The following is a 13,485-nucleotide window of genomic DNA, read 5'->3' as shown; positions in this document are numbered from 1 at the left end:
TCGTCATCACACGCTGGTTATTTATCAGCTGATTAAACCGACCTATTAAACTATAGACACAAGATTAACTTGCTGTAGTCGCTGCTGGCTTACGGTTACGTTGAGGAGCACGACGACCATCGGTCTTTGGCTTTTCATCATTGTAACGACGTGCTGGCTTACCATCTGTTGCTATAGGCCTAGCATCCGTAGGACGCGGCTTACGGCGTGCTGGTTTGCTCTCTGAACGTGGAGCATCATCACTACGCGGCGTTGGTTTACGACGCGTTGTTGGCTTGCCGTTAGAGCGCGGACGTTTTTCACCATTCGCTGAAAATGATTGTGCTTTCTTTGGCTTTTTAGCGGCTAATGGACGAGTGTTCAATCTTGAAGCTGGTAAAGCGATCGATGGCTCAAAACCTTCAACGATTTCGCGATCTAACACTTGTTTAGTTAAACGCTCAATAGCACTCAAGTCACCAAATTCATCAGCACAAACTAATGAGATTGCTTCACCAACACAACCAGCACGGCCAGTACGACCAATACGGTGAACATAATCTTCAGCAACATGCGGTAATTCAAAGTTAACCACTTGTGGCAATTGTTCAATGTCTAAACCACGCGCTGCAATATCTGTTGCAACAAGTACGCGAACATCGCCTGATTTAAAATTCGCCAATGCTTTAGTACGTGCGCCTTGGCTCTTATTTCCATGAATAGCAGCAGATGAAATACCACGGCTTTCTAAGTGAGTAGCTAATCGGTTTGCGCCATGCTTAGTTTTAGTAAACACTAACACTTGTTTCCATTTGCGCTCATTCAACAGCTTAGTTAGTAAGTTTGCTTTTTTCTTTTGATCAACAGGGAAAATCCACTGCTTAACCGTCGGAGCAGTTTGGTTGCGTGGGTTAACATCAATCTCAACCGGATTATTTACTAATCCTTTAGCAAGCGCACGAATATCATCAGAGAATGTCGCTGAAAACAGTAAGTTTTGGCGTTTTTTAGGTAGTAACGCTAAAATTTTACGAATATCACGAATAAAGCCCATATCCAACATACGGTCAGCTTCGTCTAATACTAAAATTTCAACATCGCGAAATTTAACCGCATTCTGGCTGTGTAAATCCATTAAACGACCCGGTGTGGCAACTAAAACATCAGCACCTTGGCGCAGACGGTTGATTTGTTGATGAGCCTTTACACCACCAAAAACAACCGCTGAATTTATTGGTAAATTTTTGCTGTATTTTGCAACATTATCACCCACTTGAGCCGCAAGCTCGCGCGTTGGTGTTAGAATAAGTGCACGAATATGATTTGAACGAGCAGATTGACCACCAGACAATTTTTCTAGTAGTGGCAATGTAAAACCTGCTGTTTTGCCTGTACCCGTTTGTGCCGCCGCCATGACATCCTTGCCTTCGAGAATCGCTGGTATTGCTTGCGCTTGAATTGGGGATGGTGTTTCGTAGCCTTGCTTAGCAACAGCTTCAAGAATTGGGGCGGATAGGCCTAAAGAGGCAAAACTCATAGCATCTCTCTTGTATAAATTAAACGCATAATAGCGTAGTAGATTGCTCATCTACTGATAAGCAAGCAATCACCCTATAAATAATCATAGGCATGATGCGAAAAAACAGAAAAACGACCAAAATCATATTTCTGTTTAGATATAAAGTGGATCTTTGTTTCGCTATTATTTAGCGTCAGACTCAGTATTAACGTCGTCAATAGCATCAGAGACAACATCTGTGGTCTCAGCTACCAGTGCGGCTTCTGCATCAAGCTTGGCACGTTCTGCTTTAGAAATATAACGAGGCTTCGTGCTTTTATTAAGCTTCGCGTTCGCCTTCTTCATTTTCTTTTTTAGCGTTTCGTTAATTTTTTTCTTTCTATTCATAATCGTGTCAGCTGATATTTTGAGCCATTTTTAAACAGGGGGCTGATTGTAATCATTCACCGCTGAATAACAAGCATTATCCTCATAATGCAATTATAAAAGCTAAATTATCATCTCCAACACAACCAAACATAACTTATTAGACTATTACTAATTACATTATCTTTATTACAAGGTATATAAAATGGCTACACGACAAACTGTTACTATTTTGCTTTTTGAACAATTTGAGTTACTTGATGCATTAGGCATATTACACATGTTTGGTTTATTGCCTGAATATTACCAATTACAAATAATCACCACAGACGGTAAAAACGTTAGTAGTACGCAAGGTGTTAGCCTTCAGCCAATGCTTAGTTTTAATGACAATATTGCTGCGGGGATTCTGATTATTCCAGGCGGCGTTGGGATTCGATTTGCTACCCATAATAAGCATATTTTAAGTTGGTTAAAAAAAGTGGCCCCTCGACAACAAATTATATGTTCGACCTCAACAGGTGCTGCATTACTTGCTAATGCTGGCCTACTTAATAATTGCACCGCAACAACAACCCAAAAACACATCGACTGGGTATCTCAGTTTGGACGTAATATACAATGGCAAACATCTGCTCGCTGGGTGCATAGTAATAACATCTTTACTGCATCTGGCAGCTCAGCGAGTCTAGATATGTCACTGGCGATTATCGGTCATCAATACGGTGATGCCACTGCGCGTCGTGTTGCTGCCGATACTGAATATCTTTGGTTAAACGATCCTGACGATGACCCATTTGCACCATTACACTTAGTAAAATAAAACTTTAGATCTTATTCCCACATCACATAGCTTTTTGCTGAAATAGCTGCTTTAAGTAAATCGATAAGAGGAACGGCACGAACAGCAAGGCTAATCTGTATTTCAGTTTCGTTTTCATCCTCATTATCAATCTCTGGTACTATTTTTTCCGGCTGTTGCTGCACTATTTGTGTGAGTTTTTTTTCTAAATTTGCCAGCGCACAAGCGACATCTTCTGCTCTAATTGCCCCTGGTACATCGATTCCAACCCCCATCATCGTAATTAATGAATGAGCTACATCACCAAACATAATGACATTACCATGAGATTTAGTACTAAATGTTACTAACATTGTCACCTCCAATCTTAATATTAGATGTTGCCATATTTAACCATATAACTATTATTCATTACATGGCAACTACAGTAAACCACCAATTAACCACAAAATAAGAACAAGTATTATGCACCTTGTATATGGGAATTACATAGGTATAATGCATAACATTGACAGGGAAAAATCTAACTATTTAAAAATGAACATCTTTTCAAGCTTTTCTTTAATTTTTTTATGCATCATTACAGGGTGTGATGATTATAACCATATTGATTATTCATCTTTTAATATCGATCCTGAAATAATCACATCAAAAGAACAGCAAGGGTTCATTATTACTGATACATATAGCCCTTTTAAGGTCCCACCGGATTTTACTAACCTTAAAAATTCATCACAATTATTAATCAACTCAAATTGGTTATCTAACCCACATTATCTTGAAGATATTTATCATTTAATTTATCAATTTAATCAAACTCATATTGATAATTCAAATATTTTTGTACAATCACTTTATAACAGTGCCTTAATTTATAAAAGAAATATGATTGAAGTTAATATTTTAAAAAGACAACTTCAAACCGATATTAATAACAAACTGCATTATTACCAACAAGAAATTACATTAATCAATACACGTTTATCGATCATGGATATGAATGAAGAACAGCATATTGAAAACGTTGCGATGATAAAAAACACTATAAAAGAAAAACAACAATACTATGCGAAATTACGCCGAGAATTAAAAAAAGAGTTACACGCAATTAAACTAAATAATGATTTAATTTTCACTTTAATATCTGATCTTAAATTTAAATATAAAGCGCATAATACTATTAATTGTTCAACATATTTAGGTGATTATAAAAAACTAAATCTCGTTTCACCTTATGCTTGTATTTATTATAATCGTGATGAATTGATCACGAAAGTTCCAGTTAATCACCAAAAACAAATCAATGCTATTTTTGACTATTATGCTCCAAAACTATGGCATACAATGGTAGAACTCAATGGTCACTTTGAGCCAAATTATGATAAACAAGTTTACGACAGTTACTTACAGAAAGATTTAGCCATTGCTAACAATAACTTAGCTGAAAGACGTCTTATGAATACCAAACCGCTCCCTTGTGATGCTATTGGTTTAGAAATAAAGCAACTTAAGAAATTAAATTTGGAGATGAATGCTGACATCAATAGAGCCTTACTTGATGATAATAATCAGATAAACATATTAACACCTAGTTTCTATTCTAAATTAGCGCCATTATTTACTAATGGAAAAATAAAAGACCCTATAATTAATTTCTCATTACTCTGTGAGAATAAAAATTTAATTGAAAAATTCACTCATAAATACGCAGAAAAAATACTGAATGAATACCCTAAATCACTTACTTTTCATATAGAAAATAATGGTACTTTTACTCTACCTAAAATAAGAGCAAAGCATTATAAAATCGTTCTCAATGTTAATAAAGATTACAGTGTTATTTATAATGGTCATCGAGTATTAACACCACCAACAGATTTTACTCAAACTACGCCAAATACTACTACAGTACAATATGATCTTAATCAACTTATTAGCCAGCAGTTGTTTGAAAAATGGATCGATAGTTAATCAGCTTATTGATTAATATCCTAAACTTTGGGCTGTTTGCAACCATGCTTTCGCTATGATTGGATCTTTATTGATCATTGGTAATACTTCAATAATCTGTACGATAGTTGCATGATTCGTCGTACAATTAGCATCATAATCACTCACATCCGTATAAAAAAGCGGTTGCCGTATTTTCGAAATTACGCACCAATTATTGGTTAATTTACCCCCTCTTTTTAGACAAATATCAGCAATAAAACGCTGGTAGTTAGTTATTGCCTGTTGCTGATCATTATTACACCAAATTTGTTGATACTCCATGTAACCCAATGTTGGATGGTAGATAATATTCTGCTGCGGCTGCCGCATCTTCGTCTGATGGTTAATATAAGCCTGCGTTACTGAAATCACTGTTGGCGTAGAAATCATATTTTGAGCATAAGATAATTGAGCACACATGCTAAAAAAAACCGTGACTATTAAGCTAATATTTACTATACGTTTCGATGTTAAATTATGCATCATTTCTTCCTCGCCAATAATGACAATAAAACGCTTCCCGCACTATAAGCATACACTCTGTAAATTATTAGCAACTTTAAATTAAAAAGAAAAATCTCCTTAGTAAATAATAATAATGAATAGTGTCCTATTTACTGTACAAATTGGATGATTTATTTGCATGCCAACGTCACATCAATTGTACACTTATATAATAAACAACATTTTTTCATAATATGACTTATTAACTACCGCCTTTAGGAATCATTATGAATAAAAAAACACTTATAGCTGACACTCATGATATTTTTGATGCTTTTATCATTAATGGGCTACATCATAACTACAATATATATTGTCAATTCCCGTTTAATGAGAACCTCGTTAATCAATATCACTATGGGGAACATTTTGATATTGAATTTAATGATGGCTGTAGACTCCACCAATAAAAAAGCCCTTACTTTATATAAGCAAGAGCTGTAGTTTTGTTATGATGTTGTGTGTACTTTAAACCACTGACTTATTTTTTTTGACGACGGGCTCTAACATCACTAGCTAGTTGACGCAGAACTTTGTCGGTATCATCCCAGCCAATACACGCATCAGTAATGCTTTGACCGTATGTTGGTGTTTCACCCTCTACGATATCTTGACGACCTTCAACTAAATGACTTTCAATCATCACACCAAAAATAGCGCTATTACCATTCGCAATTTGTTGACCGACATCAGCCGAGACTACCACTTGACGTTGATATTGTTTTGAACTGTTAGCATGGCTAAAATCAATCATAAGCTTATTACGCAAACCAGCATTTACAAGCTGTTGCATAATATGATCGACATCATCAGCACCATAATTCGGTGTCTTACCGCCACGTAAAATAATGTGGCAATCTTCATTACCAGCCGTTGCTACAATCGCAGAATGGCCGTATTTGGTGACAGATAAAAAGTGATGAGGTGCGCTTGCTGAGCCAATAGCATCCGTTGCGATTTTGATATTACCATCTGTACCATTTTTAAAACCTACTGGACAAGAAAGCCCCGATGCCAGCTCACGGTGTACTTGTGATTCGGTGGTACGTGCGCCGATAGCTCCCCAACTGATAAGATCCCCCATATATTGAGGTGTGATCATATCTAAGAATTCACCAGCCGTTGGCAATCCTAAATCGGTAAGATCTGCGAGTAGCTTACGTCCAATTCGTAAACCATCATTAAGCTGAAAACTATTATCCATATACGGATCATTAATCAGCCCTTTCCAGCCAACCGTCGTACGTGGTTTTTCAAAATAGACTCGCATAACAACCTCAAGATCGCCTTTAAGTTCATCTCTTAGTTGTTTTAATTTCTTACCGTACTCTAATGCAGCCACAGGATCATGAATAGAACAAGGGCCAACAATGACCAATAACCGATCATCTTCATCATTTAAAATGTTATGAATCGCTTGGCGCGATTGGTAAACGGTTTCAGCCGCTTTACTAGATGCAGGAAACTTCTCTAACACAGCGATTGGTGGTAAAAGTTCTTTAATTTCACTGATTCGAACATCATCCGTTTTATGCATTTCCATACTTCCTATAATTCCTTTTAATACACAGTAATTAGTCGACCAAGACAAATCACCATATAATCTTTAATTTGACACATTTGTTTAACTTATCGTTTAAAAACTTAGAGTGCAAACAGTTATTTAATCAAAAACTGAATAAACGCTGACATTTTCTTATAAGCATTGCGTTATTCTGCGTACAAATGACAGTATATGAATAGAAAACATTAAAAATATAAAATAATTATTACACGGGAGAATCGAAAGACTGTAAAATATACCTATACTGACTAATTGTTGTGAAGTTTACAGTTAAAAAAAAAACATACACACACTCAATATATTTATAATATAAATATTGATAATTATTAATATATGAATTTAATAATTATGTGATTCTTTAATCATAAAAAAACATAACTAATGATGTATAAGTAGATATCAATTACATTTAAAGGATGCTGCATTGTCTGAAAACAATATAATCACATTTAATAATGTTGATAAATGGTACGGCCATTATCATGCATTAAAAAATATTAATCTTTCCATTAAAAAAGGTGAACGGTTAGTCATTTGTGGGCCTTCTGGCTCAGGAAAGTCGACCTTAATTCGCTGCATTAATGGTTTAGAGAAATATAATAATGGTGAAATAACCGTTGCTGGGCATTCATTAAACCATAAAGAGCTTCATGCAATACGAGGTCAAGTAGGCATGGTGTTTCAACACTTTAACTTATTTCCTCATATGAGCGTATTAGATAATTTAACATTAGCGCCTCGCCGTGCATTAAAAATGTCTAAAGCTGATGCTGAAAAACTTGCCCGTAACTTTTTAGAACGTGTGCATATTGGCCACCAAGCGGATAAATTTCCAGGGCAACTTTCAGGTGGGCAGCAGCAACGTGTTGCGATCGCTCGTTCCTTATGCATGAAACCTAATATATTGCTATTTGATGAGCCAACTTCTGCACTTGATCCTGAAATGATCCGCGAAGTTCTTGATGTAATGAAAGAACTTGCCGATGATGGGATTACAATGGTATGTGTTACTCATGAAATGGGATTTGCACGTCAAGTTGCTGATCGGGTTGTGTTTATGGATCAAGGCGAGATTGTTGAAATGGCGGCTCCAGCGCAACTTTTTGACCATCCTCAGCATAAACGTACACAACAATTTCTCGAAAATATTCTTAGTTATTGAGATCAAAATGATGACCCAAGATAGACGATCTCGAATCCCTCACCTCATCGGTATTGTATTACAGGTGATTTGCGTTGTTTCAATTATTATGTTTCTGCTTAATAGCGGTGCAAAAGCAATGCATTATCATTGGCAATGGTACCGTATTCCTGAACATCTTTGGTTTTATGAAGATGGCCAATGGTATCCAGGTGAATTGATTGAAGGTTTAATGGTAACGCTGAAAATATCAGGCTTCAGTTTAATCTGCACTATCGTGATCGGTTTTATTACTGCATTATTACGAATGTCGGATTCGATCGTTGGTCGCAGTCTTGCTCGTGGTTATATTGAAGTTATTCGCAGCACACCTTTACTTGTACAAATTTACTTACTGTATTTTGTCTTTGGGCCGGTATTAGGTCTCGAACGCACAACTACAGCAATCTTAGCATTATCGTTATTTCAAGGTGCATACAGCGCTGAGATTTTCCGTTCTGGTTTACAAGGAATACCTAAAGGTCAACTTGAAGCCGCAGAAAGTTTAGGTCTATCACAAATAGATAGTTATCGATTTGTTGTTATTCCGCAAATGTTTAGAAAAATTATTCCACCGCTCACAAATGAAGCAGTGTCTTTAGTAAAAAATTCTTCCATTGTCAGTATCATGGCTATATTTGATTTGACAACGGAAGGACGAAATATTGTAGCTGATACTGCGATGCCATTTGAAGTCTGGTTTACTGTCGCAGCAATTTATCTTTGTATAACATTAACATTATCAGCACTAGCAATTTGGTTAGAACATCGTTTAACTATTCCTAACCACTAATATACTAATATTCTAATATTTATATGAACCATATGAACCAATGGAGAAAGCTATGAAACGCTTCATTGCGGTATTACTTACCGTTTTTACTTGCTTATTAGGGGCTACCAATGCCTTTGCTTCAGACGATACAAATGCTTTACAGCAAATAAAAGAAAGTGGCACATTACGGGTCGGTTTATCTACATTTGTCCCTTGGGCGATGCGCGATAAACAAGGTGATTTGATCGGCTTTGAAGTTGATGTTGCAAAACGTTTAGCTGCTGATGCGGGTTTGAAAATTGAATTCGTACCTACCGCTTGGGATGGTATTATTCCAGCACTATTAGCAGGTAAGTTTGATGTTATTATTGGTGGATTAACGATTACACCAGAGCGAAATATGAGTGTTCTTTTCACCCACCCATACTCATATTCTGCCGTTCAAATGGTTGCAAACAAAAAGCTTGCATCAAAAATGACAACAATTGCTGACTATAATAAACGTAGTGTAACTATTGCTGTTCGTAGTGGTGCCTACCCTGTTCAAACGGCACGTAAATTATTTCCAAAAGCAAAATTACGTCAGTTTGATGATGAAACTCAAGCTTTCCAAGAAGTATTAAATGGCAATGCTCAAGCAGCACTAGCATCAACACCAACGCCAGAGCAAATGGTGCTTAAAAATCCAAATAGTTTATTTATGCCATTTAAGAAACCATTAACACGTTACGCAACAGGTTTTGCTATTCGTCAGGGTGACTTTAACTTACTTAACTTCCTCAATAACTGGATTCAAGTGCGCACTGAAGACGGTTGGTTAAATAGTCGTTACCAATACTGGTTTAAAACCATGAAATGGCAAGATCAGGTTAACGAGACTAAATAATAATGACTGTAACTAAAACGTCATGTAACAACGAATCACAGGCGGGTTCTCCCCCGCCTGTGAAGCGTCGTTTTAATTTTAAGCTAAATAAACTCGATGTTATTTTACTCATCATTATTAGCTGTTTTATTGGATGGTTAGCCTACCGCTCTTCGGTAGGTATCCACTATAACTGGCACTGGCATCGAGCACTTGAGCTTGTATTTACGTGTAGTCACGATGGCGGTATCCCTTACTTTATTCAAGGGATTATTAGTACAATTCGAGTAAGTATATGGGGAATGATTTTTGCGGCAACAATGGGTTTATTGCTTGCGCTTGCACATCGTTCATCATTTAAGATCATCAACTTGATTGCGAGTAGTTACATTCAAGTTGTACGTAATATACCCCCGCTTGTTTTTGTGTTTATTTTTTACTTTTTCATTTCAAATCAACTTATTCCACTACTAGGATTAAGTCATTTATTCCGCCACTACAGCGGTCAAGAAAATGTATTGCAAATAATATTATTTGGACACAGTAACTTATGGGAGAACTTATTTTCAGGTGTTTTATGTGTCGGGCTGATTGCTGCGGCTTATATTGCTGAAATTATTCGCTCTGGTATTGATACAATTAGCAAAGGTCAATGGGAAGCAGCTGATTCATTAGGATTATCTACGTACAGTCGATTTCGATTTGTGATATTCCCACAGGCATTTTCTGCTATCGTTCCCACGCTGGCTGGACAGTTTATTTCCATCGTCAAAGACTCATCAATTATATCATTGATTTCTATACAGGAAATGACATTTACCGGCTCAGAAATAGCTAACTCTTCTGGGTATATTTTTGAGATATGGCTCATTGTGGGTGCTGTTTATTTTATATTATGCTTTAGCTTATCGCTATTATTTAGAAAACTAGAAAAACACAGTTCACGTCATCTACAACGTTGATAACAACTTAGGCATCCCTAAATATTAATTATTTGGGGTGTCTATTTTCTATTTGCAGTATTACCATTAAATATATTCACTTATACAGATTATATATTTTTTTCTTACTGACTAAATCTATATATTTATTCATCCACTCTAGTATAAAAACCCTCACATTATATCACCTGTATTAATAAATTTATTAAAGTATAGTATTAATTCTGATGTTTGATATAAAGATGACGCTTTTTATATAAATAAAAGATCGAGACAAATAATACGATGTAACACACACTGTATGCATAAAGCTTTATAAGTGTAAATATTCATTATTTGTGACTAATATATATCATATATAGTATGAGTAATTTTGAATGATTAGTTGTTGTTTTAATAATGGGTAGGAATCATCATGAATAGAATCCAACGGTTTTTTATTTCATTATTTTTATCGATAAGTATCATTATTACAGAGGCGATTATACTTAGTCATATGTCAACAGGAGCTGGGATTATCATAGGATACCCCCTTTCATGCGCATTGTCTGTTATCGTATTTATCATAAGCTATAATTGGATACTTAAAACCATTAGATCCACATTACAAAAATTCTCTATTATCGTTACTATTTTTGTCTTCCAATTTTGTGTACTTTTTTTCTTTCAACCAATGGAAGTAAAAACACCTTATCGTCTAACAGCAGATGTTATAAAGGTACTTTCAAAATACAATAGTTTATCCATCGAAGACTTATTCTCAGGATCAAGTGAACAAAAAATGGTGGTAAGTTACAAATTCCAACATTTTTTACCTGGATATCTGGTTTTTTTTTATACTAAAGAAAACAACTGTCATAAAAAAGCAAACTATAACATTGCTAATATTTATATTCACAATGATAATTACTACTTTAGTGATAAACATATAAAAATAAATAAAAAAAATAACACTCTGATTATTAAAGATAATATAGTGGTAAACCTAACATTATTATCTGAGATCCCGATTAATAACAAACCGCTTGCCCTTGAGAGCATAAAACAAAGTTCCAACTGCTCTGATCACAATCCCATATTATTTGTAACTAAATTCAAGTTATATAATTCTAAAAAATATGCTCAATTAGATATGCGTAGCTTTATTTCAAAAAAAAATATTAAGCATTTTTTCTCTCCTCAAGAAAAAACACAGCCACTTCAATTAAAAGTAATATCAAAAGCAAAGTAAGTTAATACTGTAAATTATTAAGATATCTAGGGGTTAATACCAATCCCTGATACACTCATAACAAAAATAAACAGTGAGCAAGAGCATGCAAGGTACACTCAGCAAAATGAAATCATCGCTTGGAAAGGTTGTCGATTACTACCTTCCAATTGGCGATCAGCAACTTCACCTAAACCCTTTCATAGGTAAACAATTAACCCTTACTCATACTGGCAATATATTCTGCTGTTCATGCGGCAAGAAAACCAAAAAGAGTTATTCACAAGGCCATTGCTTTCCGTGTATGAAAAAACTGGCAAGTTGCGATATGTGTATCATGAAGCCAGAAACTTGCCATTATGCAAAAGGAACCTGCCGAGAACCACAATGGGGAGAGGAAAACTGCATGGTGCCTCACTATGTGTATCTTTCTAATACCTCTGCACTAAAAGTCGGTATTACTCGTCATACTCAGCTTCCGACTCGCTGGATAGATCAAGGTGCCACACAAGCACTGGCAGTATTAAAAGTAAAAACACGTCAAATCTCTGGTTTAGTGGAAGTTGCTATTGCTGAAATGGTGGCAGACAAAACCAACTGGCGCACCATGCTAAAAGGCAATAATAGCAATATCGATTTACACCAACAAGCGCAATTACTATTGCCTGAGGTAAAACAAAAACTGGCCGAGATCTGCGCAGAGTTTGGTGAAGATGCTATCGAATATTTAAATAATGATATTGTTGATATTCATTATCCTGTTGATCATTTCCCAACCAAAATAGCGTCTCACAATTTTGATAAAGAGCCTGTTGTTAGCGGTATTCTTGAGGGAATTAAAGGCCAGTATTTATTATTTGATACTGGTGTGATTAATATTCGTAAATTTAGCAGTTACGAAGTAATCATTGCAGAATAAGCATACCGGTAACAACTAAAAACGGCATTGATCTTAATTAAGAGCAATGCCGTTTCTTATGCGTTATGCTAAGAATAAAGCTTATTTCGCTTTTGGCTGTACATATTTACGTTGGCTATTTTGGATTGCGATATCACGCATAAAATTTTCACCTAACACTACACCATTGCCGCCATCTATCAATTGGTATTCAACTTCATCATTTCGATCGCCTAGCTTTGTGCGTAATAAAACAATCGGTAAACGGGCGTTATTGTCAGCTTTTGACCAGGCCTCTACAGGATATTTATATTCTTTACCTTGGAACACAAATTTAACCCAGTTATCGCCGTTACGTTCAAATTCAACCAGATTTTTAACCCCAACGCGAGATGTAGAAGATTTAGGATCAACATAAGCAGAAACATGTTTAGAACCTGGCAACATCAACACCCACTCATGATGACCTAGCACTAACATACCGTCTTTGGTTTTAGAGCTCGCTTTATGATTGACTGTAGTTAATTTCTTTGACGCCGTTGAAGCGGTGATTTTATCGGTTGTTACTTCAGTTACAGCTAAGGCCTGTTTTTTAACTCGGTGAGCTTTTTTTTCAGCAGCAATAGTTTGAGCTTTTGCAGCTGCTTGCATTTCAGCAGCGGTCACCATTGAAGCAAACACTAAAGGTTTAGCTGTTGGTTGTGACGTTGTTGAAACTGTTGGTTGTGATTGGTCTTTTAGTGATGGCTGTTGAGCACAACCAAAAAGCGACAAGGCCAATAAACCTACTGCAGTTTTCTTCATACATTCTCTCTTCTATTACATTTATACAGGCAGTAATTAACCATAATACGTGGTTTAACGTTATGCCAAATAAATCATCTGCCACC

Annotated in this window: 14 protein-coding genes; 8 read left to right on the top strand and 6 right to left on the bottom strand. The window is 35.9% G+C overall.

All coding sequences use genetic code 11. The annotated features are described in order from the left end of the window. Window positions 1-64 precede the first annotated feature (64 nt). Both BTN98_RS14175 and BTN98_RS14170 read right to left on the bottom strand, forming a co-directional pair. On the bottom strand, window positions 65-1,516 hold the full coding sequence (locus tag BTN98_RS14175) for a DEAD/DEAH box helicase (RefSeq protein ID WP_060997962.1): 1,452 nt from the start codon (window positions 1,514-1,516) through the stop codon (window positions 65-67). Between the two features lie 165 nt (window positions 1,517-1,681). After that, the gene (locus BTN98_RS14170) at window positions 1,682-1,885 is read right to left on the bottom strand and encodes a DUF2986 domain-containing protein (RefSeq protein WP_060997963.1); all 204 of its coding nucleotides are present in this window, start codon (window positions 1,883-1,885) and stop codon (window positions 1,682-1,684) included. Between the two features lie 184 nt (window positions 1,886-2,069). On the opposite strand from BTN98_RS14170, the gene BTN98_RS14165 reads away from it, so the two are divergent. Beyond that, window positions 2,070-2,687, top strand: coding sequence for a DJ-1/PfpI family protein (locus BTN98_RS14165; protein ID WP_060997964.1), 618 nt, complete (start codon window positions 2,070-2,072; stop codon window positions 2,685-2,687). A gap of 11 nt (window positions 2,688-2,698) precedes the next feature. On the opposite strand, the gene BTN98_RS14160 is transcribed toward BTN98_RS14165, so the two are convergent. Further along, window positions 2,699-3,019 (bottom strand): DUF1840 domain-containing protein, encoded by a 321-nt coding sequence (locus tag BTN98_RS14160; protein ID WP_060997965.1) that lies wholly within the window; start codon window positions 3,017-3,019, stop codon window positions 2,699-2,701. A gap of 145 nt (window positions 3,020-3,164) precedes the next feature. Here BTN98_RS14160 and BTN98_RS14155 point away from each other — a divergent pair, with 145 nt between their 5' ends. Next, window positions 3,165-4,637 (top strand): hypothetical protein, encoded by a 1,473-nt coding sequence (locus tag BTN98_RS14155; RefSeq protein WP_146107028.1) that lies wholly within the window; start codon window positions 3,165-3,167, stop codon window positions 4,635-4,637. Window positions 4,638-4,649: 12 nt separating this feature from the next. On the opposite strand, the gene BTN98_RS14150 is transcribed toward BTN98_RS14155, so the two are convergent. Both BTN98_RS14150 and aroG read right to left on the bottom strand, forming a co-directional pair. Then, complete coding sequence (locus BTN98_RS14150; RefSeq protein ID WP_146107027.1) at window positions 4,650-5,078, bottom strand: hypothetical protein; 429 nt, start codon at window positions 5,076-5,078, stop codon at window positions 4,650-4,652. A 565-nt stretch (window positions 5,079-5,643) separates the two neighbouring features. Further along, window positions 5,644-6,699 carry a 3-deoxy-7-phosphoheptulonate synthase AroG gene (aroG, locus tag BTN98_RS14140; RefSeq protein WP_174545308.1) on the bottom strand — a complete coding sequence of 352 codons (1,056 nt, stop codon included), beginning with the start codon at window positions 6,697-6,699 and terminating at the stop codon, window positions 5,644-5,646. A 451-nt stretch (window positions 6,700-7,150) separates the two neighbouring features. Between aroG and BTN98_RS14135 the strand changes: the two genes are divergently transcribed. The 6 genes from BTN98_RS14135 (at window position 7,151) to BTN98_RS14110 (ending at window position 12,616) form a co-directional block, all read left to right on the top strand. Continuing rightward, window positions 7,151-7,888 carry an amino acid ABC transporter ATP-binding protein gene (locus BTN98_RS14135; protein ID WP_060997970.1) on the top strand — a complete coding sequence of 246 codons (738 nt, stop codon included), beginning with the start codon at window positions 7,151-7,153 and terminating at the stop codon, window positions 7,886-7,888. 7 nt (window positions 7,889-7,895) lie between these two features. Then, complete coding sequence (locus BTN98_RS14130) at window positions 7,896-8,699, top strand: amino acid ABC transporter permease (protein WP_082732143.1); 804 nt, start codon at window positions 7,896-7,898, stop codon at window positions 8,697-8,699. Between the two features lie 52 nt (window positions 8,700-8,751). Further along, the gene (locus tag BTN98_RS14125) at window positions 8,752-9,567 is read left to right on the top strand and encodes a transporter substrate-binding domain-containing protein (RefSeq protein WP_060997971.1); all 816 of its coding nucleotides are present in this window, start codon (window positions 8,752-8,754) and stop codon (window positions 9,565-9,567) included. 2 nt (window positions 9,568-9,569) lie between these two features. Next, on the top strand, window positions 9,570-10,508 hold the full coding sequence (locus BTN98_RS14120; RefSeq protein WP_060997972.1) for an amino acid ABC transporter permease: 939 nt from the start codon (window positions 9,570-9,572) through the stop codon (window positions 10,506-10,508). A 394-nt stretch (window positions 10,509-10,902) separates the two neighbouring features. Further along, entirely contained in the window at window positions 10,903-11,718 is an 816-nt protein-coding gene (locus BTN98_RS14115; RefSeq protein ID WP_105030025.1) for a hypothetical protein, read from the top strand. Window positions 11,719-11,803: 85 nt separating this feature from the next. Beyond that, window positions 11,804-12,616 carry a DUF2797 domain-containing protein gene (locus BTN98_RS14110; protein WP_060997974.1) on the top strand — a complete coding sequence of 271 codons (813 nt, stop codon included), beginning with the start codon at window positions 11,804-11,806 and terminating at the stop codon, window positions 12,614-12,616. Window positions 12,617-12,697: 81 nt separating this feature from the next. On the opposite strand, the gene BTN98_RS14105 is transcribed toward BTN98_RS14110, so the two are convergent. After that, on the bottom strand, window positions 12,698-13,399 hold the full coding sequence (locus tag BTN98_RS14105) for a RimK/LysX family protein (protein ID WP_060997975.1): 702 nt from the start codon (window positions 13,397-13,399) through the stop codon (window positions 12,698-12,700). Window positions 13,400-13,485 lie beyond the last annotated feature (86 nt).

It is taken from the genome of Photobacterium aquimaris (assembly GCF_002954455.1).
Lineage (GTDB): Bacteria > Pseudomonadota > Gammaproteobacteria > Enterobacterales > Vibrionaceae > Photobacterium > Photobacterium aquimaris.
The sequence above is the reverse complement of the archived record's forward strand: the minus strand, read 5'-3'. Positions and strand labels throughout refer to the sequence as shown.